The sequence below is a fragment of the Phytobacter sp. V91 genome (assembly GCF_965644225.1).
Lineage (GTDB): Bacteria > Pseudomonadota > Gammaproteobacteria > Enterobacterales > Enterobacteriaceae > CBFFRJ01.
The window spans coordinates 1-24232 of sequence record NZ_CBFFRJ010000078.1 but is presented as its reverse complement, the minus strand read 5'-3'; the positions used below and the strand labels follow the sequence as shown (position 1 = coordinate 24232).

The window sequence follows — 24232 nt, the reverse complement described above, 5'->3', positions numbered from 1 at the left end:
CAGAAGTGAAACGCCGTAGCGCCGATGGTAGTGTGGGGTCTCCCCATGCGAGAGTAGGGAACTGCCAGGCATCAAATTGCAGTAAACCGGTATAAACGCCGGTTAGTGACAAAGAAATTCGGTGGAGCGGTAGTTCAGTCGGTTAGAATACCTGCCTGTCACGCAGGGGGTCGCGGGTTCGAGTCCCGTCCGTTCCGCCACTTATTAAGAGCCGCATCTCATATGAGATGCGGTTTTTTTTTCCTGTCATTCCCCAGACTCATCTAAATTAAGCAAGGAGCATGTTGCTCCTGCTTAGTCGTCCTCAGTTACCCCAGCGTTTGAGCAGTAAACTGGCATTCACGCCACCAAAGCCAAACCCATTTGATAGCGCGTATTCCATAGTCAGAGATCGGGCTGTAAGCCTGACAAGATCCATACCGGATGCAGCAGCATCAGGTTTGTGCAGATTCAATGTCGGTGGTGCTATTTGTTCGCGAAGAGCCTGAACGGTAAATATGGCTTCAATGCCTCCGGCCGCTCCAAGCAGATGACCTGTAGCAGATTTTGTCGAGGAAATCGCAAGCTGATTATCGCCAAACAGGCTGCGAATTGCGGCTAACTCACCCTTATCTCCGACCTGCGTTGAGGTTGCATGCGCATTAATATGCTGAACATCTTCAGGCCTGATACCCGCCTGATTGAGTGCTATCTCCATGGCTCGTCGGGCACCGTTACCATCTTCTGGTCCGGCAGTCAGATGCCACGCATCCGCACTTGTTCCATACCCCACTAACTCGGCTAACGGCGTTGCGCCACGTGATAGCGCATGTTCCAGAGATTCGATCACCAGCAGCCCGGCTCCTTCTCCCATGACAAACCCATCTCTGTCCTGATCAAAAGGTCGGGACGCTTCCTCCGGACGATCGTTAAACCCGGATGAAAGTGCCTTCGCCGCCGCAAAACCGGCCAGGCTCACACGATGGATGGCGGCTTCGCTGCCGCCGCACAGGGCGATATCTGCCTCACCAGCACGAATCATTCGCGCGGCATCACCAATAGCCTGTGCTCCAGCAGCGCAGGCTGTCACCGGTGCACCGATCGGGCCACGAAAACCGTACGCAATAGAGACATGGCTGGCAGCCAGGTTAGCCAGAAAAGAGGGGATAGTGAAGGGCGATAGCTTACGTGGGCCGCGGTGTTCGGTGGTGTGAACCGCATCGGCTATCTGATTAAAGCCGCCTATACCGGTGGCAATGATCGTCGCCGTTCTGTCTTTCGCCGCTTGATCCTGAGGAAACCAGTTTGCCTGCGTAAGAGCTTCATGTGCCGCAACGAGAGCAAATTCGATAAAACGATCCATTTTCTTACGATCCTTTGCCGGGATCACGGATAAAGGGTCAAAACCGTGTTGAGGATCGTCTTCAATGCCGGGCACCAGGCCTGCGACCTTGCAGGCAATGTCTTCCACGATAGTTTCGGGTAATGGACGAAGGCCTGAATTTCCCCTCAGTAAGGATTGCCAGACGTGTTTAACGCCGCATCCCAGCGGGCTGACGATGCCCATTCCGGTAATGACAACGCGCTGTTGCATATCTTGCATAAAATTCTCCTGATGTTGTTACGCTAAATCTGCGGTGGTTTCTTCATAAAAGGGACCAACGCAGCGGCAATGAGGAATCCAGCCATAATGAAATAGAACGCATCGGCAAATGCCTGGGTTCTGGCTTCTCGCAACGCCAGTACAGACAGATTTTTTAGCGCTGCGGTGTGTGCCAATTGGCCATCCATACCCTGGCTCATCAATGTCGAGGTGCGTGTTGCGACAAAACTACTCACATTAAGACTGGCGTTAGTCAGATGATCCGCTAGGCGGCTGTAATGCAGATTTGTGCGGTTGTTTAAAATGGTGCCGCACAGGGCAATGCCAATTGCGCCACCCAGATTACGCATCAGATTAAACAGCCCGGAGGCCAGTTTAAGGCGCGCAGGTGGCAAGCTGCCGAGCGTGAGTGTGACAGTCGGGGCGACAGCAAATTGTTGTGCAAGACCACGGAACGCCTGAGGTAGCAGGAGCTCTCTTGCTCCCCATTCATGGGTCAGCGGAATGAAGCTGTACATCGAAAAGGCAAAACCCAGCAATCCCGCCATGAGCAGCCAGCGAAGATCGACTCTGTTAGCAAGCCAGGAATAGAAGGGGATAGAGAGAACCTGGAACAGGCCGGTAGAGAAAATGGCCAGTCCAATATCCAGCGCGCTGAATCCCCGGACCATGCCGAGAAACAGCGGTGTCAGATAGATAGTAGAGAAGATCCCGACGCCTGCCATAAAGGAAAAATAGCAGCCAAGGGTAAAAGTACGCTCGCTGAGCGCGCGTAAATCCATAACGGGCTGCGGATGCCGTAATGTTCTCACCACAAACATGACGCCGCACAGCAGTGCCAGCCAGCCGGTGATGGTTAATGTGCTGTCATCAAACCATCCCCAGCGTGGACCTTCTTCTAATGTATATTCCAGGCAGCCAAGCGAGATAGCCAGAAGCGCAATGCTGAGATAATCCGCACCGCGCAATAACGTGGGATTTGGGTCATCAATATTGACCAGCACAGGCACCGTGATGGCGATATAGATACCGGGTAAAATATTGATAAAAAAAAGCCAGTGCCAGCTAAAATTTTCAGTGATCCAGCCACCAACCGTTGGGCCTAATGTGGGAGCCAGGGACGCCAGACCACCGATAGTGGCTGCGGCGATAACTCTTTGCTTGCCCTGAAAAAAAGCGAACGCAGTTGTAAACACCAAAGGGATCATCGACCCGCCCATCAGCCCCTGAAGTGCGCGAAAAGTAGTAAGTATCCTCCGGCAGAGCCGGAGGCTTTAGGGTGAGCGCCTCAAAGGCGCCGACAAACCATGAGCCGCCCAAGGCGGCTGTTATACGTTCAGATTCATCTGGTCGTAACGTTCGTCTTCTCGCTCCTGGTTGCGTATGTAAGCCCTGACCGTGGCTTCATCCAGGCCTACAGTTGAAACAAAATATCCTCGTGCCCAGAAAACTTCACCAGTGAAGTTTTTCCCTCTGCCGAACTGCCGGGCTATCGCTATCGCACTTTTCCCCTTCAGATAGCCGACGATTGTCGATACCGAATACTTTGGTGGAATGCTGATGCACATGTGAACATGATCGCGCATCAGATGCCCCTCCAGAATCTGACAGCCTTTCTGGCTCGCAAGCTCATGGAATATTTTGCCCAGCTCACGCCTCAGCGCACCGTATAACCGCTGCTTCCGGCGTTTGGGGATATAAACTACGTGATATTTACAGTCCCATTTCGTATGGCTTAAGCTCTGAAAGTCTCTCATCACGAATCCTCATCTCTTGGCGGAGATTTCAGATTCGCGCGACTGACTTAAAGGTCAAACCTTTCGGAGTCCCCCGGCAAAGCCGGGGGTTTACCGGACTTAATCATGCTTTCAATATTCCATGCCCATCCGCACAGGACGCTCATAAACGTAAAACCAGCGGCAGAGACGGCAAACAACCAACGGGTCAACATCACTTTGGCCAGCCAGCCTGACAGGGGAATAATGATAATTTCTGCGATCAAATAGCTGGTCTGGATCCAGACGGTTTCATCATCGCCCGCCGAAAGTCCACCGCCAATATCACGCAGTGATGCTGAAACAATCTGAATATCCAGCAGGGCGATAAACATACCCAAGCACATGGTCGCGAAGGCGAGAAGCTTTCGCCTGGCGGGCATAACCATTGCCGGAGATTGCATCAGGGCGAGGTTGCTGCTCATGGACGGCTCTTTTCATCCACAACCACGGTGACCGATAATCCCGGGCGCAAAAGACCCAGAGTGGCGGCTTCGCCTTCAAGGGCAATCCGTACCGGGACGCGCTGCACAATTTTGGTGAAATTTCCTGTCGCATTCTCCGCTGGCAAAAGACTGAACTTTGAACCTGTTGCTGGAGAAATACTGACAACATGCCCGTTAAACGAGCGTCCTGGCAATACATCAGCTTCCACTTTTGCATGTTGCCCTGGCCGCATATTGGCCAGTTGGTTTTCTTTAAAGTTGGCATCAATCCACAAATCATGGCTGGGGACTAACGCCAGCAGCTGCATGCCGCTGCTCACAAACGAGCCTGACCAGGCCCGTCGATTGCCGACCACGCCATCAAACGGGGCGCGGATCTCCGTGTAGCTAAGATTCAGGCGGGCCATATCCAGACTTGCCTGTGCCTGGATAAGAGCGGCATGGATCTGCTTCTCCCTGGCATCCAGAACAAGTAGCTGACGTTCAGCGACCTCTTTATCGGCAAGCGCTTTACTTTCTTCTGCAAGCGCATGGCGATAATCCGCTGCTGCATTTTCACGTACCTGGGCGGAGATCGCGACGGTCTGCGCCAGCGCGTTGTAGCGTCGGCTGTCACGGGCCATTTTCACCGTTGTCGCTTGTGCTGCTCCCAGACTGGCGGCCGATCCTGCAATGGTTGCTTTCTGGAGTTGGCGATTAGCGGCCAGATCGGTTAATGCGGCCTGTTGAGCGGCAACTTCCCCTTCAGCCTTTGTCACTGCCGCCAGATAATCCCTGGCATCCAGGCGAATAAGTAATTCCCCCTTTTTTACAGACATGTTGTCTTTAACGGCGATCTCCTCGATATAACCGGCAACTTTCGTCGAAATAGCGCTGATATCACCACCGACATAAGCATCGTCCGTTGACTGTAAAAACCGCGCGCTGGTGTGCCAGTAAAAGCCGTAGCCCAGCGCTAATAGCAATGCTGTACCTGATAGCGAACCAACCCAAAAACGTTTTTTACTCTTGAGGTTCATGATGTTCATCCAGATACTGCTGCGGCATAAATTTTTGCGTACTATCCCCCGCCCGTTTACGTTGCAGGTAATCGTGACGGTATTGAATCACTGGTGAAGCGGCCGGGCCGGGGACCATGCTGTACTTCTCCGGAGTGAGTGGCTGGCCGGTTTCGCTGTCCACCATAACGGCATGCACCAGACGTTGGGTCTCTTTCTCGACCAGTTGGATCTGTCGGCCTTCCGGCGCGAAATGGCGGTTACCCCACTCGGCCAGTGCGAGGATAACCGGGCGAAAATCGCGGCCGCGTTCAGTCAGATGATACTCGTAACGAGCGGGCGTGCTGCTGTAACACACTTTCTCCAGCAGGCCATCTTCAACCAGCTCTTTCAGGCGGCGTGAGAGGATGTTTGGCGCAACGTTGGCGCTTTTCTGGAACTCGTCAAAACGCGTGAAGCCTGAAAAAGCATCACGCAGGATCATCATGCTCCAGCTGTCACCTATACGCCCCAGGCTTCGGGCTATAGGGCAAGGGGCTCTGCACAGGGGTTCGTTTTTCATTTTTCTCTCCGTCACTTTTCTGCGGAACACATTCCCATAGTGACTATCAAAATGCAAGTTACTATGTATGCATGCGATCCTGGTGAGTAGAAATCAGGATCGTGCGGCAACCAGGGTTTCAGGCTAACGGCGTGGTGGCGAGATATTCGCTAACAAAATCGATAAATGCCCGAATCCGGGTGCTCACCGCCCTGTCGCTGTAGTAAACCGCGCTAAAGGGCATTGCGACAGGGAGACGTTTGTCGGCCAACACCTCAACCAGCTCTCCGCTTTGCAATTCTTTATTGATCATATAGTCGGATAAACAGGCAATACCGTTGCCGCCAAGACAGAGATACTTCAGTGTTTCTCCGCTGTTTGACAATAATCCGCACTCCGCTTCATACAACTGACCGTCGCTGGATGCGACAGGCCAGGTATTTAATGTGGCGGGCTCAGTAAATCCCAGACACTGGTGATTTTTAAGGTCTGTGACTGACTCCGGCATACCAAAGCGGGCAAGATAATCCGGCGAGGCAATTATTTTGCGGTAGCTGCTAAAGAGTGGTCGGGCACGCAGGCTGGAGTCAGTCAGTTTGCCCACCCGGATCGCCACGTCGACTTTACGTTCGATCAAATTGATAAATGTTTCGCTGGAGACCAGAGACAGTGAAATTTCCGGATAGCGTTCGCGAAATGGCTTAATCATCGGTAACAAATAATGGAGCATGACGGGCGTAGCGGCATCGATGCGCAGGGTTCCACGCGGCGTCAGTTTGGCTTCCATTACTTCGGTTTCTGCCGCAGCCATTTCCTGTAACACGCCCTGGATCCGGCGAAAATAGCGTTCGCCTTCCTCGGTGAGACTGAGCTGGCGAGTCGTGCGATTCAGCAGGTTAATCCCCAGTTTTCCCTCGAGTTTTTTCACGGCTCTGCTGATGGCTGAGTTTGCCAGACCAAGGCGTTCAGCCGCACGGCTAAAGCTTCAACTTTCGACGACGGCGACAAAAATAGTGAGTTCTTCTGAGTTGGCTTTCATTATTGCACCTGTAGCAATAGTCGACAGTGATTATGGCAATGCAGCTATTTAATCACGCGTAAGCCAGTTGTGTCACCGTGCGCTGAAGCACAATGGTTATTGAGCACTTACTAACTTTAAGCAGAGGCTTTTCTGGCATTCACCGTTGAAACTCTGCGCTAAAGTCCCTATAACTGAATGACCACTCCATGACATGGAGGGTTTAGTTAAGAGGTGTGAAGCCGAAAGTGCCAAAGAATACCTATGCCATGCGATATGTTGCCGGACAGCCCGCAGAGCGCATTATGCCGCCTGGGTCTTTCGCGACTATTGGTAAGGCATTACCCGCCGGTGTGCCGTTGAGTGGCGAAGACAAAATCCGTGTTCTGGTGTGGAATATCTTCAAGCAGCAGCGTGCTGAGTGGCTGTCAGTCCTGCAAAATTTTGGCAAAGATGCGCATCTCGTCCTGTTACAGGAAGCGCAAACGACCCCTGAGCTGGTCAGGTTTGCGACCACTAACTATCTCGCTGCTGACCAGGTTCCCGCCTTTGTACTGCCACAGCATCCTTCAGGCGTAATGACGCTTTCTTCGGCGCATCCGGTGTATTGCTGCCCGTTGCGTGAGCGTGAGCCGATCTTGCGTCTGGCCAAATCCGCGCTGGTAACCGTCTATCCGTTGCCGGACATGAGTAACCTGATGGTGGTGAACGTACATGCGGTGAATTTCAGCCTTGGCGTCGATGTATACAGTAAACAGCTGTTGCCGATCGGCGATCAAATCCAGCGCCATAATGGCCCGGTGATCATGGCGGGTGATTTCAATGCCTGGAGTCGCCCACGTATGAATGCGCTGTATCGCTTCTCAAGAGAAATGTCTCTGCGCCAGGTGCGCTTTACGGATGACAATCGCCGCCGGGCGTTTGGCCGTCCGCTGGATTTTGTGTTCTATCGCGGCTTAAACGTGCACGAAGCTTCGGTGCTGGTGACCCGCGCCTCCGATCACAATCCGCTACTCGTCGAATTCAGTCCCGGCAAGCCTGATAAATAATGGTGTGTCAGGTCTGCCGTCGGGCAGGCCATATACTCCGGTGCTGCCCTTTCTTATAACCCATGCAAGGACAACACAATGACTACAGGCTCTCATCATAACAATGTCGAAAAACAGTTCGGCTCCCAGGCCAGTGCGTATTTAACCAGCGCGGTGCATGCATCCGGGCGTGATTTACAGCGCCTGGCTGAGCGACTCCAGGCCTTCCCGCAGGCTCGGGTGCTGGATCTGGGATGTGGCGCCGGCCATGCCAGTTTTTGCGCCGCAGGCCAGGTGGCGCAGGTTACGGCTTATGATCTCTCCAGTCAGATGCTGGACGTCGTGGCGGCGGCGGCCAAAGAGAAAGGTCTGGGAAACATTGAGACCCGACAGGGTTATGCCGAAGCACTGCCTTTTGACGATGGCTCTTTTGATGTGGTGATTAGCCGCTACTCCGCGCACCACTGGCACGATGTAGGGCAGGCGCTGCGTGAGGTTAAACGGGTACTGAAAGCGGGTGGCACTGCCATCATCATGGATATTCTGTCTCCAGGGCATCCGGTGCGTGATATCTGGTTACAGACCATCGAGGCGCTGCGTGATACGTCGCATGTGCGTAACTACTCCAGCGGAGAATGGCTCTCCCTGTTCAACGAGGCGGGCCTGACGACGCGTAATCTGATTACCGATCGTCTGGTGCTTGAATATCACTCATGGATTGCCCGTATGCGTACGCCTGAGGCGCTGAGTAACGCCATCAGAATTTATCAACAAAGCGCTTCTGGTGACGTGAAGCGCTATTTTGAGTTAGCTGAAGATGGGTCATTCACCAGCGATACCATTATGGTAGAAGCGCAGAAAGTGGCGTAATAAAAAAGGCACCGGGGGAACGGTGCCTTCTTCGTTAGCTTGTCTGTCAGGAGTCCGGTGAGCTGCTGTTATTCACAAACAACGTTAGCTGATCGCCCGGTTGCAGATTGGCTGTACCGCTATTCCAGCGCATCACGTCGCGGATATTCACACCGTGGCGTTTTGCGATACTGGCGAGCGAATCGCCCTTGCGTACGCGGTAGGTAATGCTGTCCGTATTGCTGGCAAGACGCTGTGCGCTATTGCCTGCACCTACGGTCAGATTCTGACCCACCTTCAGGCTGGCGCTACGCAGGCTGTTCCATTGCTGGAGATCCTTCGCTGTCACGCCAAGGCGGGCAGCGATACCTGATAGCGTATCACCTGAACGTACTTTGTAGTTACGGCTGCTCAGACGCGTGTTATCCGCAACTAACGTCGGCTGAACGGCAGCAATCTCACCGGATGCCAGCGATTCACGCAATTGATCTGCGTGCTTCTGGGGCACCATCACGTACTGCGGCCCGCTTGCACCTAAGGTTGATCCCTTAACGCCAGCGTTAAAGGTCTTAAGCTTGCTTACCGAAATACCGGCCATGTCTGCCAGCTGATCAACCCCTACAGGACTGCTCAACCTGACACGCGCCAGCGCACGGCTTTCATCTGACGTAGGCAGCTTTACACCGTACTGTTTGCTGTTTTTGAGGATGTCACTCAACGCCAGCATTTTTGGCACGTAAATTTTGGTTTCCTGTGGCAGTGAGAGCGACCAGAAGTCCGTGGGTTTACCCCGCGCTTTATTCGCTTTCATTGCCTTCATTACACGACCCTCACCGCTGTTATAGGCAGCCACTGTTAACAACCAGTCGCCATCAAACATGCGGTTTAAACGTTGCATCATATCGAGCGCAGCGGTTGTTGAAGCCACCACGTCACGACGCGCATCGTAATTGCGGGTCTGTTTTAAACCATAATTGCGACCCGTGCTCGGTATGATCTGCCAAATGCCAGCGGCATTACGACCAGACGTCGCGTGTGGGTCAAAAGCGCTCTCCACTATGGGTAGTAGTACCAGTTCCATGGGCATGTTACGTTTCTTAACTTGCCCTGCTATCCAGTACATATACGGCTCTGCCCGTAAAGTTACATCGTGGAGATAGCTCTTATTTCTCAAATACTTCTGTTTCTGCTCGCGAATCCGGATATTCTCCGGAATTCCCATCTTTAGCTCGTCGCTTATGGAAGCCCACAAATCTTGTTCCTGCCCGGAGAATGTCCCATCGTCCATCCACCGCGCCTGACTTGTAAACTTCCCTGCTTCCCCTTGACCAGCTGCAGAAAGGCTCTGTGCGTGCTGTTGTACGGTACCATCGTGCTTAGACGCCTGGCACCCCACAAGCAGGACAGAGGCGAATAAGATCGCTTTTGCCTTCATGTGTGTGTCAATAGTTGCTTAAAAGACGAGCAATCATAACGGCGAAGTTTTAAAAAGGCAACCCGGAATTGTCAGAAGTTGTCTTTCTTTGACCTTAACCAGGCAAAACGCGCCTCAGGTTGTTGCAAATTTGTTTCTTTGTTAATTACGTCTATTAAATCATTATCTTGCGTGCGTAAAAATACATTAATACGACGTTCATTTTTCAGAGTTGTGGGGAGTGTTTTTTGATTTTTTGCACGTAACTCATTAACTTTACGATGATATTCATTAAGGTCGGGATCTTCGGGCAACAGGCTCAATGCAAACTTAATATTTCCTAAAGTATACTCATGTGCGCAACAAATGAGCGTATCTTCAGGAAGCGCATTAATCTTACAAAAAGAGGCAAACATCTGATTTGCCGTACCTTCGAAGAGTCTTCCACAGCCGCCAGAAAACAGCGTATCGCCGCAAAAAAGATAAGGTGCGCTAAAGTAACAGATATGTCCTAAAGTGTGACCTGGCGTATGGATTACCCTGAATTCCAGCCCAAGAATTTGTAGTCGATCGCCTTCGCCAACAATGTTATTCGCGCCTTTGCTCTGGGTTTCAGCTGGACCGTATACCACTATATCCGGATATTTTTTAACGAGATCTTTTACACCGCCAGTATGATCATTGTGATGATGGGTTAAGAGGACTGCCTGCGGTTGCCAGCCATTTTCGTCTATCGCATGTAGCACCGGAGCGGCTTCGCCTGGATCGACTATCAGGCAGCGACCATCATCTTCACTCAGGACCCAGATGTAGTTGTCCTGAAATGCGGGAATACTGTTAAGATTCATAAATACCTCTCAAAGCGTAGCGGAAGGTTGTGATGAAACCGGCAAGGACTCCCCGAAAATACATAGCGCCAACAGACTGGGCCGGGCTGCCCAAAGGCGATTATTATCGTGAAGCACTGGAGAAGGAACTCAGGCCATGGTTTGCAAAAATGTATGGGTTTCATCTGCTTAAGATTGGCAATCTCAGCGCGGAAATCAATGCCGAAAGTTGCGCTATTTCACATCAGGTCAATGTTTCACTCAGCGGAAAGCCTGCACATGTGCGAGCTGATCCGTTGCACCTGCCATTTGCCGCCAAGTCTGTCGACGCCTGCCTGCTGGCACACACATTACCCTGGTGCCCGGATCCCCACCGCTTACTCCAGGAAGTGGATCGTGTTTTAATTGATGATGGCTGGCTGGTTATCAGTGGTTTCAATCCGGTTAGCTTACTGGGCATGGGGAAATTTGTGCCGCGTGTACGTCGTTTGCCCTCCGTCAACAGCCGCATGTTTACGCTTATGCGCCAGATTGACTGGCTCTCGCTGCTGAACTTTGAGGTTCTGCATTACAGCCGCTTCCATGTGTTGCCCTGGACAAAGCAGGGCGGTAAGCTGCTCGGTACCCACCTGCCTGCACTGGGGTGCATGCAGTTGATTGTTGCCCGTAAACGCACTATTCCACTGACGCTGACACCCATGAAAATGCGCCGCAACAAGTCTCAGGTACGACAGACAGTTGGCGCGACGCGGCAGACTCGTCAGCCCTGACTTTCCGTTTGATAACCGGTGTCATCGCGGGTGGGGCTCATGGCGGCGGCACGAGCCAGCTCGTCACAACGTTCGTTCTCCGGGTGGCCGGCATGGCCTTTGACCCATTCCCACTTGATTTGATGCTGGCCAAGCGCAGCATCAAGGCGTTTCCAGAGATCGACATTTTTAACCGGTTTTTTGTCTGCGGTTTTCCAGCCACGCTTTTTCCAGTTATGGATCCACTGGGTGATCCCCTGACGGACATACTGGCTGTCGGTGCTGAGAACCACTTCACACTGTTCTTTTAGCGCTTCGAGCGCAACGATGGCCGCCATCAGCTCCATACGATTATTGGTGGTGAGACGATAACCGGTGCTGAACAGTTTTTCGTTACCACGATAGCGTAAAATCGCGCCATAACCACCCGGTCCTGGGTTACCCAGACAAGAACCATCGGTGAAAATTTCTACCTGCTTAAGCATCTCTGGTAGACTTCCTGTATTAAAAATCGATAGTAAAACGACGAGTCTGACATAAATGACGGATATGAGCACTGCAATTACACGACAGATCGTTCTCGATACCGAAACCACGGGTATGAACCAAATTGGCGCCCACTATGAAGGGCACAAAGTTATTGAGATTGGCGCCGTTGAGGTCATCAACCGTCGCCTGACTGGCAATAACTACCATATCTACCTGAAGCCCGATCGCCTGATCGATCCCGAAGCATTTGGCGTTCATGGAATTGCCGATGAATTCTTGCTGGATAAACCGCAGTTCGGCGATATCGCGGATGAATTTATAGACTACATTCGCGGCGCTGAGCTGGTCATCCATAATGCGTCGTTTGATATCGGCTTTCTCGACTACGAATTCAGCAAGTTAAATCGCGGGATCCCAAAAACAGACACCTTTTGCAAGGTGACAGATAGCCTGGCAATGGCCCGCCGGATGTTTCCCGGCAAGCGTAACAGCCTGGATGCACTTTGCTCGCGATATGAGATAGATAACAGCAAACGTACCCTGCACGGCGCCTTACTCGATTCCCAGATTCTGGCTGATGTTTATCTGGCGATGACCGGTGGTCAGACTCTGATGAAGTTTTCTATGGAAGGGGAAGGTCAGCAGCAGCAGAGTGAAGTTGGAATTCAGCGCGTTGTGCGTCAGGCAAGCAAACTGCGAGTTATTTTAGCCAGTGATGAAGAGCTGGTAAGCCATGAGTCGCGTCTTGATCTGGTGCAAAAGAAAGGCGGAAGTTGCCTCTGGCGTGCTTAACTGCTTCACTTACGTCGAGAAAATGCCCCTCCGGGTGATTTTTGCAGCAAACAGTTCAAATCGTCAGAAAAAGCGTTGACGGGTCTGAATACAATACGTAATATGCGCCTCGTTCCCCAACGGGAACATCGCGGAGCGGTAGTTCAGTCGGTTAGAATACCTGCCTGTCACGCAGGGGGTCGCGGGTTCGAGTCCCGTCCGTTCCGCCAACATTTGATTCGGATGTTTTCAACATCTGATAAGTAAAAAAACCGCAACGTTTTCAACGGATGCGGTTTTTTTTCGTCCTGATTTTACCCTGTCGAATTAAGCTTAAAGGCCCGGCGACTAAAGCCCGGGCCTTTGTGCATTTATTCCTTCGCCGTGGCACGGCGGGGAGTAAAGCTTTCACCTTCTCCTTCACGCTCGTGGCGTGCAATCCAGCGATAGCTGCACAGCCCCAGGAAGACGCCGATAAACCAGCTGAAGTTCGCCACTGCATGCAGAGAAGGGATAAAGCTGATAATCAGGCACACTGCCACTGAGGGAATCAGCGCGGCGACGGCTTTCGGGTTGATGCCGTTTTTGTACCAGTAACGCCCGGCTGGAGAGACGGTAAACAGATCGTCGACAAATACCTTACCGCGTTTGATCAGGTAAAAGTCCGCCAGCAGGATACCGAACAGTGGTCCAATAAAGGATCCCAGAACATCCAGCGTGTAATGGATAAGCTCCGGCGACTGGAACAGGTTCCATGGTGTCAGCAGTACGGATCCGACAGCCGCAATCATCCCGCCGGTACGGAAGCTTATTTTCTGCGGCGAGCAGTTAGAGAAGTCGAATGCCGGGGAGACGAAGTTGGCCACAATATTGATCCCGATGGTGGCGATGATCATCGTCAGCAGGCCAATAGCCATCGCCAGACTGTTGCCGACATGGCTAACCGTCTCGATAGGATCGGTGATCATTTTACCGAACAGCGACTGGGTACCGGAGACAATCACCACGGTCACAATGGAGAACAGCAGGAAATTGAACGGTAATCCCCAGCGGTTGCCGCGACGGATCTCCTGCATACTTTTCCCGTAACGGGAAAAGTCGCCAAAGTTGAGTAACGGGCCGGAGAAGTAAGAGACCACCAGCGCGGTCGCGGTTACCATCTGCCAGGTCTGCTCGCCTGCGGTCAGCTCTTTACTGGCAAGGGTAAAGGAGATGCCATCAAAGCCGGTTTGCGACAGGATCCAGATAGCCAGCGCCAGCATCACCACGTATACAGCCGGACCAGCGATATCAATAAAGCGCTTAATGGCGCTCATTCCATGCCAGAACACCAGAGCCTGCAACACCCACATAATGCCAAAACAGACCCAGCCTAAATGCGACAGGCCGAGGAAATGCCCTTCTGTCATAGGGGCAAGAGAAGGCCAGAATTTCAGTGCCACCAGCATCAGGGCGTTAGCGGCCAGGTAAGTCTGGATACCGTACCAGGCAAAGGCAATCAGGCCACGTATTACCGCAGGGATATTGGCGCCGAACACGCCAAATGCCTGGCGACAGATAACCGCATAGGGCACGCCAGCCATTTGGCTTGGTTTGGCGACAAGGTTGGCGCAAAGTTGCATAATACAAATACCCAGTAGCAGGCAGAGCAACACCTGCCAGCTGGCAAGACCGAGGGCGAAGAAGCTCGCGGCCACCACATAGCCTCCCATGCTATGCACGTCGGACATCCAGAAAGAGAAGATGTTGTACCACGTCCAGTTCTGATCGCGTGTTGGGGCCAGGTCATCGTTGGTGAGTCTCGGGCTGTAGCTGTCTTTATAATTTGGTTCAAGATTTGGCATGGAATCTGCTCCTCTGAATACAGATAGTGACGTTATGTCTGCCATCTTGTGTTGCACGAATCAGGCCAGGTTTTAATTTTATGTATACAAAATATTTTAATGATGTATACAAAAGATAAGAAAAGCGTAACGAAGGAATTTCAGAATGAAGCAGCAGACGGGGCTACAGACCCCAGTAGATCTGGAAGACAAAGAGAATTTCATCTGGCAGTCGCTGATGACTGCCATTGTTGAACATCAGTTGCCGCCGGGCAGTAAACTTCCTGAAGAGGCTTTAGCCGAGGTGTTTGGCGTCAGCCGCACGGGGATCCGTAAGGTGTTGACCCGCCTTGCAACGGTGCAAATGATCACCATAACGCCCAGGCGTGGTGCATTTGTCGCCAGACCGGATATTGATGAATCAAAATCGATCTTCAGCACCCGCAAAATGATCGAGTGCGCCAATCTCGCGGACGTACTGGCACATTTGCAGTCGACGCATATTGCAGGGCTGGAGAAAATTATCGCCCAGGAGGAAGAGGCCCATCAGAACCACGACGGTGCCGCCGCTATTCGCCACTCTGCCGCCTTCCATATCCAGTTACAGGCTATCTCGGGCAATGCGGTAGTGACCGACATTGTGACCACTCTGGCTCAGCGTTCCTCGCTGGTTATTGCCGCCTGGGGCGCGCCCTGGCAGCGTGGCTGCCGCTGCAATGATCACGGCAGATTGATTGAATTACTGCGCAAAAAGGACCTTCCGGCGCTCACAAATGCCCTGGCGCATCACTTTGATCACATCGTCTCCAGCCTGAGTTTCGAACGCGGCGGCGAGATACTCCCCGACTTTGCGCGCTTGTTTGGCACCGCAGGAGAACAATAATGACTTCATGTTGTATACAGGTGATCAACCCTAATACCAGCCCTGAAATGACACAGACGATTGCCAGCGCCGCCCGGAGTGTCGCGGCGCCAGGCACCCGTATTCTGGCCAGTTGCCCGAGCCAGGGAGTGGAATCCATCGAAGGGCACTTTGATGAAGCCATTGCGGCCATTGGGGTACTGGAGCAGATAAAACGCGGGAAAGAGCAAGGGGCGCAGGGGCACGTGATTGCCTGCTTTGGTGACCCAGGATTACTGGCGGCACGCGAGCTGGCAAGCGGCCCGGTGGTCGGTATTGCCGAAGCAGCAATGCATTTCGCAACCCTGGTGGCAACGCGTTTTTCAGTGGTTACCACATTGCCGCGTACGCTGATTATTGCCCGTCATTTATTGCAGCAGTATGGTTTTGAACATCACTGTGCCGCCCTGCATGCTATCGATTTACCGGTGCTGGCATTAGAAGATGGCACGGGTCTTGCTCAACAAAAAGTACGTGAGCGTTGTATACAAGCCAAACGTGAGGACAATAGTGGTGCGATTGTTCTTGGCTGCGGCGGAATGGCAAATCTGGCGAGTGAACTGACACGGGAACTGGGTATACCGGTGATCGATGGCGTTACGGCCGCGGTGAAGATGGTGGAATCACTCATCGCTCTGGGTTTGTCTACCAGCAAATACGGCGATCTTGCGTATCCCAACAAAAAGCCGCTCTCAGGATGTTTTGAAATACTGAACTGAGCGTGGACGGAAAGGAGGTTGAATCAGCATGCAATCAGCAACGGACAAGCCAGTGTGGCATTTTACCGCTAACTACCCGCGCGATATGGCGGGCTACGCCGGAACCCCCCCTCATGCGCAATGGCCAGGCGGGGCACGAATTGCCGTGCAGTTTGTCCTCAATTTTGAAGAGGGCGGCGAAAACCATGTGCTGCATGGCGATGCCGGATCCGAGCAATTTCTGTCAGATATTATTGGTGCGGCCAGCTACCCGGCCCGACATATGTCGATGGACTCGCTGTACGAATACGGATCCCGGGCGGGTTTCTGGCGCATTCATAATGAATTTCAAAAACGCGGCCTGCCGCTGACCGTCTTTGGCGTGGCGATGGCGCTGGCGCGTAACCCGGAGATCGTTAAGGCGATCGCTGCGGCGGATTATGATGTTGTCAGCCATGGCTGGCGTTGGATCCACTATCAGGATCTGGATATCCAGACCGAGCGCCAGCATATGCAGCAGGCGATGGAGATCCTCACCACGCTGTTTGGTAAAGCGCCGCTGGGCTGGTACACCGGGCGTGACAGCCCGAACACCCGCAAGCTGGTGGTGGAGCAGGGGAGCCTGATGTACGACAGCGACTATTACGGTGACGATCTCCCTTTCTGGACAACCGTCGACCAGAAGCCTCATCTGATTGTGCCTTATACCCTGGATGCCAATGATATGCGCTTTGCTACAGCTCAGGGCTTTAATACTGCGGAACAGTTCTATACCTATCTGAAAGACAGTTTCGATGTGCTGTACGAGGAGGGAGAAACATCGCCAAAAATGATGTCGATTGGCATGCACTGTCGGTTACTGGGCAGGCCTGGCCGCTTCCGGGCTTTACAACGTTTTCTCGATTATGTGCAGAGTTTCGATGATGTCTGGATCTGCCGTCGTCAGGATATCGCTGAGCACTGGATGAAGGTGCACCCTTATACAGCGACGTGAATTTTCCCCTCACCCTGAAGCGGGTGAGGGGCCAGCAGTCACCCCATCAAACTGACATGCGCCGCTACAATCCGCCAGCCGTAGGGAAACTTCACCCAGGTTTGCATCTGGCGGCCGACGCGCTCGCTGTTCTCACGGGTAAATTCCGTGCTTGCGACCGCCATATCATCGCCGTAGGTGGTGATGGTGGTGTTACGCAGCAATCGATCCAGTCCGGTTGACGGACGCGTGTTGCGAAACTCGCGAATGGCCTCGATACCGTACAAGTTCTCCGTTGCGCCATAGCGCACGGTGCGTGGATCGGCCCAGAACAGTTCGTCCAGAACCTCTACGTCGTTACTTACCAGCGCCTGTTCGTAGCGATAAAATGCCGTCGTCACTTCATTGAGCACGGCTGGTCTGTCGATATTTTCTCTGTTCATCATGCATCCTGTGGATAAAGAATACCTGCCTGCTCCAGTCGCCATGCGGCCTGTAAGCAACGCGCTTCCTGCCAGGGAGCGGCAATAATTTGCACGCCAATTGGTAACCCGGATGCCGTTTTCACCGGTACTGTCACCACCGGCAGGCCGAGAAATGAAATGGGCTGTGTCAGCATCCCCATACTGGCTTTGACGGGCAGATCCGTCTGGTTAATGCGCATGGTGTTGGCCCCAATCGGCGTGGCGCTACAGGGAGTGGCGGGCGCCAGCAGCAGGTCGATACCGTTAAACAGCGGCAACGTTTGATCGCGAAACCAGGCGCGAAAACGCTGAGCCTGAGTATACCAGGCCGAAGGGGTCATCGCCCCGGCGAGTAAGCGCTCGCGGGAGTTAAGCTCGAAGTTATCGGCATCCGTGCGCAGCGCAGGCAGATAGTGGTTTCCCCCTTCAGCCGCAGAGAGTAAAAACGCCGCCGAGCGCGCCAGTTCAGCCTCAGGTAATACCCGTGTCTGCTCTGCGCCCAGTGCGCGCGCCACGGTGGCGACGGCTTCACGCGCGTCATTGTCACACCAGGTGGAGAAATAACCTTCCAGCACCGCGCAGCGCAGTGAACCTCGAGCCCCAAGGGCTGGCGTGGTTGCGCAAGGTTCGTTGTCTGACTGCCAGCTATCTTCAACGTCCTTTCCCTGCAAGGCGTCATAGACGCTTACCAGGTCCATCACGTTGCGAGCCAGCGGACCAATATGGTCAAGACTGGCGACAAATGGGTGACTCCCCACGCGTGACAGGCGACCAAACGTCGGCTTTAGCCCGAGCACGCCGCATAAGGAGGCCGGGACGCGAATAGATCCATTGGTATCACTCCCCAGCGAAAAATTGACCATCCCTGCCGCCACTGCCGCCGCCGACCCCCCGGATGAACCGCCGGCCACCCGGGAGGTATCGCGTGGATTACGCGTTGCCCCGTAGTGGCTGTTCTCGGTGGTGAAGCCATAGGCATAGGCATCCATATTCAGCGTACCCGCAAGCATCGCCCCACTCTGGTGAAGCTGACGCAACGCAAAGGCGTCTTTTGTCGCCGGAGGCTGAGTGCTGAACAGCTTAGCTCCTGCAAGCGTGGTGATACCTTCCACATCAAACAGATTCTTCACCGCATAAGGCACACCGGCCAGTGCGGGCAGTGTTTCGCCAGCAGCCCGACGCGCGTCCAGGTGTGCGGCCTCGGTGAGCATACGTTCCCCGGTAACGGCGGTGAACGCATTAATCAGCGGGTTATCCTGCTCAATACTGGCCAGCGCCTGTTGCGCCAGTTCACGGGCGCTAAAGGTTTTTGCCCGCAAACCCTTTTGGATCTCAGAAATGGATAAACTCATAGCCGATACTCTCCCGCGCCTTCCTGACGATGGGGGAGAGGGAAGGCCATCAGAGGCTCCGCCATTGCGGCAATGCGGGTCAGTTGAATTTCCAGCTCGGCCCGCCGGGCATCATCCAGCGGCACCGCCAGCAGTTGTTCCATCAGCCGGACATAACCCGGCCAGTCAAATTTGTTATCACTCATTATTGCTCCTTAAAAACCAGCTGCGCTGCCGTTGCTACGTGGATCGAATGCCCCTTCAAGCATGCCCGTGGGGTGGCGTACAATCGCCCCTGCATGACCGGTGGCCTCGCTCAGACCCGGAAGCCATTCCACATCGTGACCGAGATTGCGTAACGCCTCAAAAGTCTCAGCGCTGAAACGGCCTTCCAGTTTCAGGCTTTCTGATACCTGCCCCCAGGTGCGGCCCAGCAGCCAGCGCGGGGCGCATACCGCCTCCTGCAAAGGCATGTTTTGCATGATATGGCGGGTAAAAATGGCCGCCTGAGTCTGGGGTTGCCCGTCGCCGCCCATGGTGCCGTAGACCATAGTGCGCCCGTCTTTCAGGCGCGCTGCCGCCGGATTGAGAGTATGGAACGGCTGTTTACCGGGCATCAGCGCCAGCAGGTGATCCGGGTTGAGGCTGAATGCGGCTCCCCTGTTTTGCAGCAGAACACCGCTCTGCGGCAGAACCACGCCGCTACCAAACTCGTGATAGATACTCTGGATAAATGACACCGCCAGCCCGTTTTTATCAACCACGCCCATCCAGACGGTGTCGCCCGGTCCTTTGCCATTGCCCCAGGGGGCGGCACGAGATTCGTCGATGCTTGCCGCAAGGGTTTCCAGCGGGGCTTGTTCGAGCAGGCTTTGCACCGGCAGAGTCACATGGCGTGGGTCGGTGATATAGCGGTCACGCAGGCCAAAGGCCTTTTTGGTGGCCTCGACAATACGGTGGATAGTCTGTACTTCGCTGGCCTGCGCCATCTCCAGATGGTCGGTAATGCCAAGAATGGCCAGCGATACCAGGCCCTGAGTCGGCGGCGTCATATTGAAGACTTCGCCCTGGCTGTGGGCCAGTCGCAGCGGTACCCGGCGGTGAGCCCGATGGGCGGCAAAATCACTGCCGGTGAGCGGTAGGCCGAGCGTGCGCATCTCCCCGGCAATCAGCTCAGCCAGCGGACCGCGATAAAAACTGTCCAGCCCTTCGGTGGCCAGGCGGGTGAGAGTACGGGCCAGGCGTGGCTGACAAAAACGGCTACCCGCCTGCGGAATCTGACCATTGACCAGGAAAGTGTCGGCAAAGCCGGGAATGTCCACCAGCTCCGGATATTTACTTTGCGTGGCGCTGGCCTGGGAGTGCGTCACCGGGATCCCGTCGCAGGCGTAGCGGATAGCATCTGCCAGCAGTCGCGAGAGCGGCAACTGACCGCCGCCGAGTGAGGCCGAATATTTCAGCGCCTCATCCCAGCCGCTGAGCGTGCCAGGCACGGTTAATGCAGCCAGTGGTCCACGGTGAGGGATCTGCTGGTGACCCTGATAGAAATCCAGCGTGGCCATTTGCCCGGCGGCGCCGCTGGCGTCAATCGCCAGCGGCTCTCCTTCGGGAGGCACAATCAACCAGAACCCGTCGCCGCCAATACCGTTCATATGGGGATAAACCACCGCGATAGTGGAGGCGGCAGCAACCATTGCCTCAATCGCGTTGCCGCCGTGGCGCAGCACCGACAATGCCGACTCGCTGGCAAGGTGGTGGGGAGTTACCGCCATCCCGGAGGGGGCCATATTACTTTGCATCGTCACGCTCTCTTTTTCGGGTTAGTCAGAGAGCTAAGCAAGAGCTGTTCCAGATTGACGACCTGTGTTTCATTGTGTCAGCTTAGAGTGAAACGAAAGTTGCAGGAGGCGGTATGCAGCAGTTAGATGCGCGTTTGCGTGAGTGTTATGGCGAATTATCGCCGCAGGAACAGCGGGTTGCCTCGTTTATCATGGATCATTTCGACGATCTGGTGAGCTATAACAGCGCCGAACTGGCGCGCCTGAGCGGAGTGTCGAAGGCTACCGTTAGCCGTCTGTTCAAACGCCTGGGCTATAGCAGTTTCAAAGAGATGCGCGATGAGCTACGCACCCTGCGCCAGAGCGGTATGCCACTGACGGAAAACCGTGATGCGGTGCAGGGCAACACGCTGCTGGCGCGCCATTACAAGCAGGAGATGGCCAATCTTACCCAATGGGTAAATGCCCTCGACGCAGAGCAGTTTGGCGAAGTCGTGCAGGCCCTGAGCGAGGCGCGCCGGGTCTTTATTCTTGGCCTGCGTAATAGCGCCCCTGTCGCGCTGCACTTGCGCCAGCAACTGATGCAAAGCCGGGGGCAGGTCAGCCTCATCCCTCAGCCAGGACAGACGCTGGCGGAAGAGCTGGTGGATATGACCCCCGCAGACCTGGTGGTGGTGGTGGCCTTTCGTCGTCGGCCGCGGGTCATCCGCCCGGTACTGGAAGTACTGCGCAATCAGGGGGTACCCACTCTTGCCATCAGTGAACCTCAGGCGGCGGGAATTACCGCGCTCGCACGCTGGCATTTGGGTGTCCCGCTTGACAGCGTCTCAGCCTTTGACAGCTACAGCGGGGCCATGAGCCTCGTGAATTTGCTCTCTAATGCTCTGTTACATAACGCGCTGACCGAAGGGCGTCAGCGCATCCACCACATCGCTTCTTTGTATACAGAACTCGATGAACTGGAGCAGCGCTAAATCACCATGTTGGTGCTTTGGCACCAGCATGGTGATTTATTCTGGTGCGTGAGTACTGAAGAAAAACAGACAAAAAAAGAACGAATGCCTTTGGATACAGGGCTGGTCTCTGATATTTGTGTGTGGCACATTAGTTGCAGAAAGTAACGCAAAGAACCTTTTGTTTCACGACTCACGCTTTGTCTCCCAAAGGACGCGTCTATGTTTGATTCTCCACAATGCTTACAAATTAACCCTCCTCATCGCCTGTTGATGGGGCCGGGTCCCATTAATGCCGACCCGCGAGTATTACGCGCAATGGCGAGCCAACTGGTGGGGCAATACGATCCGGTGATGACCGGCTACATGAATGACGTGATGGCCCTCTACCGTGATGTTTTCCGTACCCGCAACCAGTGGACCATGCTGGTGGATGGCACCTCGCGTGCAGGTATTGAAGCCGTCCTGATTTCCGCCATCCGTCCTGGCGACAAAGTGCTGGTCCCTGTTTTTGGCCGCTTCGGGCATCTGTTATGCGAAATTGCGCGTCGCTGCCGGGCTGAAGTGCACACGATTGAGGTCCCGTGGGGAGAGGTATTCACCCCGGATCAGATTGAAGATGCAATTAAGCGTGTGAAACCCCGCCTGCTGTTGACGGTTCAGGGCGATACTTCCACCACCATGTTGCAGCCGCTGGAGCAGCTCGGTGATATTTGCCGTCGCCACGGCGTGTTGTTCTACACCGACGCCACGGCCTCGCTGGGCGGAAACGCGCTGGACACTGATGCCTGGGGGCTGGATGCCGTATCGGCAGGGTTGCAGAAATGCCTCGGTGGCCCGTCCGGCAGCTCGCCCATCACCCTCAGCCCACAAATGGAAGAGGCGATCCGCGCGCGTAAATGCGTGGAGCAGGGGATCCGCAATGACAGCCATCGTGATGGCGATGACGAGATGATCTACTCCAACTATTTCGATCTCGGCATGGTAATGGATTACTGGGGGCCGGAGCGGCTTAATCACCATACGGAAGCCACCAGCATGTTGTTTGCTGCCCGTGAATGCGCCCGCATCATGCTGGAAGAGGGGATGGATGCGCTGATTGCCCGCCATGAACTGAACGGCCGCGCCATGCTGGCAGGCATCCAGGGAATGGGGCTGGATGTCTTCGGCGACATTCGCCACAAAATGAATAACGTGCTCGGCGTAGTTATTCCTGCAGCCGTACACGGCGAAGAGGTGCGTAAGCGCCTGCTGGATGATTTCCATATTGAAATAGGCACTTCGTTTGGCCCGCTGCAGGGCAAAATCTGGCGTATTGGCACCATGGGCTATAACGCGCGCAAAGACTGCGTACTGCAAACGCTGACGGCGCTGGAAGCGGTGCTCAATCGCCTCGGGTTCCGTACCGTGCAGGGCGCGGGTATGCAGGCGGCATGGAATGTCTACGAAGGGGTTGTGTAATGATGACTGCCGATGAGGCCGACCGCGCTGCCCACCGGGTGATGACGCGCTGTGATGCACTGGCGGAAATCAGTGAAACGCCGGATCAACTGACCCGGGTGTATCTCTCTGCTGAACACCTGCGTGCCAACGCCCAGGTTGCGCAATGGATGCAGGATGCGGGAATGCTCACCTGGCAGGATGCCGTCGGCAATATTTGCGGGCGCTATGAGGCGGCCAGTGACGGGGCGCCAGCGGTGTTGCTGGGTTCGCATCTTGACACCGTTCGTGATGCAGGACGCTACGACGGCATGCTGGGTGTGCTGACGGCTATTGAAGTGGTTGACTGGCTGCACCGCCAGGATCTGCGTGGCGATCGGGCGGTGGAGATAGTCGGTTTTGCCGATGAAGAGGGAACGCGTTTTAACATTACGCTGCTGGGAAGTCGTGGTCTGACGGGCAGCTGGCCGCAGGACTGGCTGGCACGTGAGGATGCGCAGGGCGTGAGTGTGGCCCAGGCCTTAGTGAATGCCGGGCTGGATCCGGCGCGTATTCCAATGGCTGAGCGGGCAGCGGAAGAATTTTCAGCCTATCTGGAACTGCATATTGAGCAAGGTCCGGTGCTGGAACAGGCGGATTTAGCGCTGGGGGTGGTGACCGCCATTAACGGCGCTCGACGGCTGACCTGCTCCTTTAGCGGCGAGGCCGGGCATGCGGGCACCGTGCCGATGATTCATCGCCGGGATGCATTAGCCGCAGCGGCGCAGTGGATAACCTTTGTAGAGCAAAAAACGCGGGAATCCGGTTCTGAACAGGTAGCAACCGTGGGTACGCTACAGTGTGAACCGGGGGCGGTGAATGTTATCCCAGGTGCGGTGACGCTGACGCTCGATATCCGCAGCCCGAATGATGAACAGCGCGAGACATTGCTTAATACTCTGCTGGCAGAAGCCGGGCGCATCGCGGCTGAACGTGGGCTTTCGTTCAGCCATGATATTTTCTACTCCATCGCCGCTACCCCTTGTGATACAAGGCTGCGCGATGTGCTGGCTGAGGCCGTCAGTGAGGTTCAGGGGCGCGCACTGCTGTTACCCAGCGGCGCCGGGCATGATGCGATTGCGATTGCCGAGCGCTGGCCCTCTGCGATGCTGTTTGTGCGCTGCGAGAAAGGCATCAGCCATCATCCGGCTGAGAGTGTGCTGGTGGCGGATGTCGCGCAGGCATTGCGGGCCTACACTGAGGCCGTGCGCAAGCTGATTTAGCGCGTTGCGGTATGATGCCCTCACCCCGCCCCTCTCCCACAGGGAGCTGTCTCTTGATCAGATCTCCTGATCAAGAGACATCGCCAGTCTGTAGCCTTCAACCATTTCCTGGAGCCTGAACC

Annotated in this window: 22 protein-coding genes, 2 tRNA genes and 3 pseudogenes; 12 read left to right on the top strand and 15 right to left on the bottom strand. The window is 54.5% G+C overall.

Annotated elements, in window-relative coordinates; all coding sequences use genetic code 11:
- Positions 1 to 123: 123 nt before the first annotated feature.
- Positions 124 to 200 (top strand) — tRNA-Asp (locus tag ACSZO4_RS16230).
- A gap of 104 nt (positions 201 to 304) precedes the next feature.
- On the opposite strand, the gene fabF is transcribed toward ACSZO4_RS16230, so the two are convergent.
- The 7 genes and pseudogenes from fabF to yafC all read right to left on the bottom strand — a co-directional run bounded on the left by fabF (position 305) and on the right by yafC (position 6381).
- Complete coding sequence (gene fabF / locus ACSZO4_RS16225; RefSeq protein WP_437890060.1) at positions 305 to 1582, bottom strand: beta-ketoacyl-ACP synthase II; 1278 nt, start codon at positions 1580 to 1582, stop codon at positions 305 to 307.
- Positions 1583 to 1605: 23 nt separating this feature from the next.
- Positions 1606 to 2832: pseudogene (locus tag ACSZO4_RS16220) on the bottom strand (DHA2 family efflux MFS transporter permease subunit); the annotation flags it as partial.
- Positions 2833 to 2910: 78 nt separating this feature from the next.
- The gene (gene tnpA / locus ACSZO4_RS16215) at positions 2911 to 3339 is read right to left on the bottom strand and encodes an IS200/IS605 family transposase (RefSeq protein WP_437890059.1); all 429 of its coding nucleotides are present in this window, start codon (positions 3337 to 3339) and stop codon (positions 2911 to 2913) included.
- Between the two features lie 65 nt (positions 3340 to 3404).
- Positions 3405 to 3782: pseudogene (locus tag ACSZO4_RS16210) on the bottom strand (DHA2 family efflux MFS transporter permease subunit); the annotation flags it as partial.
- Complete coding sequence (locus tag ACSZO4_RS16205) at positions 3779 to 4822, bottom strand: HlyD family secretion protein (RefSeq protein WP_437890058.1); 1044 nt, start codon at positions 4820 to 4822, stop codon at positions 3779 to 3781. The pseudogene ACSZO4_RS16210 and the gene ACSZO4_RS16205, both read right to left, overlap by 4 nt.
- The gene (locus tag ACSZO4_RS16200; protein ID WP_437890057.1) at positions 4806 to 5363 is read right to left on the bottom strand and encodes a winged helix-turn-helix transcriptional regulator; all 558 of its coding nucleotides are present in this window, start codon (positions 5361 to 5363) and stop codon (positions 4806 to 4808) included. Before ACSZO4_RS16200 ends, ACSZO4_RS16205 begins: the two co-directional genes overlap by 17 nt.
- A gap of 118 nt (positions 5364 to 5481) precedes the next feature.
- Positions 5482 to 6381, bottom strand: a pseudogene (gene yafC, locus ACSZO4_RS16195) (DNA-binding transcriptional regulator YafC).
- Between the two features lie 227 nt (positions 6382 to 6608).
- Here yafC and ACSZO4_RS16190 point away from each other — a divergent pair.
- On the top strand, positions 6609 to 7409 hold the full coding sequence (locus ACSZO4_RS16190; RefSeq protein ID WP_437890056.1) for an endonuclease/exonuclease/phosphatase family protein: 801 nt from the start codon (positions 6609 to 6611) through the stop codon (positions 7407 to 7409).
- 78 nt (positions 7410 to 7487) lie between these two features.
- On the top strand, positions 7488 to 8258 hold the full coding sequence (locus ACSZO4_RS16185; protein ID WP_437890055.1) for a class I SAM-dependent methyltransferase: 771 nt from the start codon (positions 7488 to 7490) through the stop codon (positions 8256 to 8258).
- A gap of 46 nt (positions 8259 to 8304) precedes the next feature.
- On the opposite strand, the gene mltD is transcribed toward ACSZO4_RS16185, so the two are convergent.
- A complete protein-coding gene (gene mltD, locus ACSZO4_RS16180) occupies positions 8305 to 9672 on the bottom strand; it encodes a murein transglycosylase D (protein WP_437890054.1) in 1368 nt (455 codons plus the stop codon).
- 71 nt (positions 9673 to 9743) lie between these two features.
- Positions 9744 to 10499, bottom strand: a complete 756-nt coding sequence (gene gloB, locus ACSZO4_RS16175; protein WP_437890053.1) for a hydroxyacylglutathione hydrolase — start codon at positions 10497 to 10499, stop codon at positions 9744 to 9746.
- Between the two features lie 32 nt (positions 10500 to 10531).
- Between gloB and ACSZO4_RS16170 the strand changes: the two genes are divergently transcribed.
- Complete coding sequence (locus ACSZO4_RS16170; RefSeq protein ID WP_437890052.1) at positions 10532 to 11248, top strand: class I SAM-dependent methyltransferase; 717 nt, start codon at positions 10532 to 10534, stop codon at positions 11246 to 11248.
- Here ACSZO4_RS16170 and rnhA read toward each other — a convergent pair.
- The gene (gene rnhA / locus ACSZO4_RS16165) at positions 11239 to 11823 is read right to left on the bottom strand and encodes a ribonuclease HI (RefSeq protein WP_437890051.1); all 585 of its coding nucleotides are present in this window, start codon (positions 11821 to 11823) and stop codon (positions 11239 to 11241) included. The two genes, ACSZO4_RS16170 and rnhA, sit on opposite strands and share 10 nt — an antisense overlap.
- Here rnhA and dnaQ point away from each other — a divergent pair.
- Together dnaQ and ACSZO4_RS16155 are read left to right on the top strand one after the other, a co-directional pair.
- Entirely contained in the window at positions 11777 to 12508 is a 732-nt protein-coding gene (gene dnaQ / locus ACSZO4_RS16160) for a DNA polymerase III subunit epsilon (protein WP_437890050.1), read from the top strand. The genes rnhA and dnaQ overlap by 47 nt on opposite strands.
- Positions 12509 to 12640: 132 nt before the next feature.
- A tRNA-Asp gene (locus ACSZO4_RS16155) sits at positions 12641 to 12717 on the top strand.
- A gap of 141 nt (positions 12718 to 12858) precedes the next feature.
- Here the strand turns inward: ACSZO4_RS16155 and ACSZO4_RS16150 are convergent.
- The gene (locus tag ACSZO4_RS16150) at positions 12859 to 14331 is read right to left on the bottom strand and encodes an NCS1 family nucleobase:cation symporter-1 (RefSeq protein ID WP_437890049.1); all 1473 of its coding nucleotides are present in this window, start codon (positions 14329 to 14331) and stop codon (positions 12859 to 12861) included.
- A 145-nt stretch (positions 14332 to 14476) separates the two neighbouring features.
- Between ACSZO4_RS16150 and ACSZO4_RS16145 the strand changes: the two genes are divergently transcribed.
- Genes ACSZO4_RS16145 through puuE form a run of 3 tightly spaced genes read left to right on the top strand, consistent with a single transcriptional unit; the run spans position 14477 to position 16903 of the window.
- Positions 14477 to 15193 carry a GntR family transcriptional regulator gene (locus ACSZO4_RS16145; RefSeq protein ID WP_437890048.1) on the top strand — a complete coding sequence of 239 codons (717 nt, stop codon included), beginning with the start codon at positions 14477 to 14479 and terminating at the stop codon, positions 15191 to 15193.
- Entirely contained in the window at positions 15193 to 15930 is a 738-nt protein-coding gene (hpxA, locus tag ACSZO4_RS16140; protein WP_437890047.1) for an allantoin racemase, read from the top strand. The genes ACSZO4_RS16145 and hpxA overlap by 1 nt, the downstream gene beginning before the upstream one ends.
- Positions 15931 to 15958: 28 nt before the next feature.
- On the top strand, positions 15959 to 16903 hold the full coding sequence (puuE, locus tag ACSZO4_RS16135; protein ID WP_437890046.1) for an allantoinase PuuE: 945 nt from the start codon (positions 15959 to 15961) through the stop codon (positions 16901 to 16903).
- Between the two features lie 38 nt (positions 16904 to 16941).
- Here puuE and hpxZ read toward each other — a convergent pair whose 3' ends face one another.
- Genes hpxZ through ACSZO4_RS16115 form a run of 4 tightly spaced genes read right to left on the bottom strand, consistent with a single transcriptional unit; the run spans position 16942 to position 20476 of the window.
- Complete coding sequence (gene hpxZ / locus ACSZO4_RS16130) at positions 16942 to 17328, bottom strand: oxalurate catabolism protein HpxZ (protein ID WP_437890045.1); 387 nt, start codon at positions 17326 to 17328, stop codon at positions 16942 to 16944.
- A complete protein-coding gene (locus tag ACSZO4_RS16125; protein ID WP_437890044.1) occupies positions 17325 to 18698 on the bottom strand; it encodes an AtzE family amidohydrolase in 1374 nt (457 codons plus the stop codon). The genes hpxZ and ACSZO4_RS16125 overlap by 4 nt, the downstream gene beginning before the upstream one ends.
- On the bottom strand, positions 18695 to 18883 hold the full coding sequence (gene hpxX, locus ACSZO4_RS16120; RefSeq protein WP_437890043.1) for an oxalurate catabolism protein HpxX: 189 nt from the start codon (positions 18881 to 18883) through the stop codon (positions 18695 to 18697). Before hpxX ends, ACSZO4_RS16125 begins: the two co-directional genes overlap by 4 nt.
- A 9-nt stretch (positions 18884 to 18892) precedes the next feature.
- Entirely contained in the window at positions 18893 to 20476 is a 1584-nt protein-coding gene (locus ACSZO4_RS16115; protein WP_437890042.1) for a gamma-glutamyltransferase family protein, read from the bottom strand.
- A 113-nt stretch (positions 20477 to 20589) separates the two neighbouring features.
- Between ACSZO4_RS16115 and ACSZO4_RS16110 the strand changes: the two genes are divergently transcribed.
- From ACSZO4_RS16110 to hpxK, 3 genes are all read left to right on the top strand, one after another.
- On the top strand, positions 20590 to 21429 hold the full coding sequence (locus ACSZO4_RS16110; protein ID WP_437890041.1) for a MurR/RpiR family transcriptional regulator: 840 nt from the start codon (positions 20590 to 20592) through the stop codon (positions 21427 to 21429).
- 201 nt (positions 21430 to 21630) lie between these two features.
- On the top strand, positions 21631 to 22869 hold the full coding sequence (locus ACSZO4_RS16105; RefSeq protein WP_437890040.1) for a pyridoxal-phosphate-dependent aminotransferase family protein: 1239 nt from the start codon (positions 21631 to 21633) through the stop codon (positions 22867 to 22869).
- Positions 22869 to 24110 carry an allantoate amidohydrolase gene (hpxK, locus tag ACSZO4_RS16100; RefSeq protein WP_437890039.1) on the top strand — a complete coding sequence of 414 codons (1242 nt, stop codon included), beginning with the start codon at positions 22869 to 22871 and terminating at the stop codon, positions 24108 to 24110. Before ACSZO4_RS16105 ends, hpxK begins: the two co-directional genes overlap by 1 nt.
- Positions 24111 to 24232 lie beyond the last annotated feature (122 nt).

What these genes read in the sequence shown, in the direction of transcription:
- fabF (WP_437890060.1), bottom strand. Translation starts at nt 1,582, where the DNA reads ATGCAAGATATGCAACAGCGCGTTGTCATTACCGGAATGGGCATCGTC.
- tnpA (WP_437890059.1), bottom strand. Translation starts at nt 3,339, where the DNA reads ATGAGAGACTTTCAGAGCTTAAGCCATACGAAATGGGACTGTAAATAT.
- ACSZO4_RS16205 (WP_437890058.1), bottom strand. Translation starts at nt 4,822, where the DNA reads ATGAACCTCAAGAGTAAAAAACGTTTTTGGGTTGGTTCGCTATCAGGT.
- ACSZO4_RS16200 (WP_437890057.1), bottom strand. Translation starts at nt 5,363, where the DNA reads ATGAAAAACGAACCCCTGTGCAGAGCCCCTTGCCCTATAGCCCGAAGC.
- ACSZO4_RS16185 (WP_437890055.1), top strand. Translation starts at nt 7,488, where the DNA reads ATGACTACAGGCTCTCATCATAACAATGTCGAAAAACAGTTCGGCTCC.
- mltD (WP_437890054.1), bottom strand. Translation starts at nt 9,672, where the DNA reads ATGAAGGCAAAAGCGATCTTATTCGCCTCTGTCCTGCTTGTGGGGTGC.
- gloB (WP_437890053.1), bottom strand. Translation starts at nt 10,499, where the DNA reads ATGAATCTTAACAGTATTCCCGCATTTCAGGACAACTACATCTGGGTC.
- ACSZO4_RS16170 (WP_437890052.1), top strand. Translation starts at nt 10,532, where the DNA reads ATGAAACCGGCAAGGACTCCCCGAAAATACATAGCGCCAACAGACTGG.
- dnaQ (WP_437890050.1), top strand. Translation starts at nt 11,777, where the DNA reads ATGAGCACTGCAATTACACGACAGATCGTTCTCGATACCGAAACCACG.
- ACSZO4_RS16150 (WP_437890049.1), bottom strand. Translation starts at nt 14,331, where the DNA reads ATGCCAAATCTTGAACCAAATTATAAAGACAGCTACAGCCCGAGACTC.
- ACSZO4_RS16145 (WP_437890048.1), top strand. Translation starts at nt 14,477, where the DNA reads ATGAAGCAGCAGACGGGGCTACAGACCCCAGTAGATCTGGAAGACAAA.
- hpxA (WP_437890047.1), top strand. Translation starts at nt 15,193, where the DNA reads ATGACTTCATGTTGTATACAGGTGATCAACCCTAATACCAGCCCTGAA.
- puuE (WP_437890046.1), top strand. Translation starts at nt 15,959, where the DNA reads ATGCAATCAGCAACGGACAAGCCAGTGTGGCATTTTACCGCTAACTAC.
- hpxZ (WP_437890045.1), bottom strand. Translation starts at nt 17,328, where the DNA reads ATGATGAACAGAGAAAATATCGACAGACCAGCCGTGCTCAATGAAGTG.
- ACSZO4_RS16125 (WP_437890044.1), bottom strand. Translation starts at nt 18,698, where the DNA reads ATGAGTTTATCCATTTCTGAGATCCAAAAGGGTTTGCGGGCAAAAACC.
- hpxX (WP_437890043.1), bottom strand. Translation starts at nt 18,883, where the DNA reads ATGAGTGATAACAAATTTGACTGGCCGGGTTATGTCCGGCTGATGGAA.
- ACSZO4_RS16115 (WP_437890042.1), bottom strand. Translation starts at nt 20,476, where the DNA reads ATGCAAAGTAATATGGCCCCCTCCGGGATGGCGGTAACTCCCCACCAC.
- ACSZO4_RS16110 (WP_437890041.1), top strand. Translation starts at nt 20,590, where the DNA reads ATGCAGCAGTTAGATGCGCGTTTGCGTGAGTGTTATGGCGAATTATCG.
- ACSZO4_RS16105 (WP_437890040.1), top strand. Translation starts at nt 21,631, where the DNA reads ATGTTTGATTCTCCACAATGCTTACAAATTAACCCTCCTCATCGCCTG.
- hpxK (WP_437890039.1), top strand. Translation starts at nt 22,869, where the DNA reads ATGATGACTGCCGATGAGGCCGACCGCGCTGCCCACCGGGTGATGACG.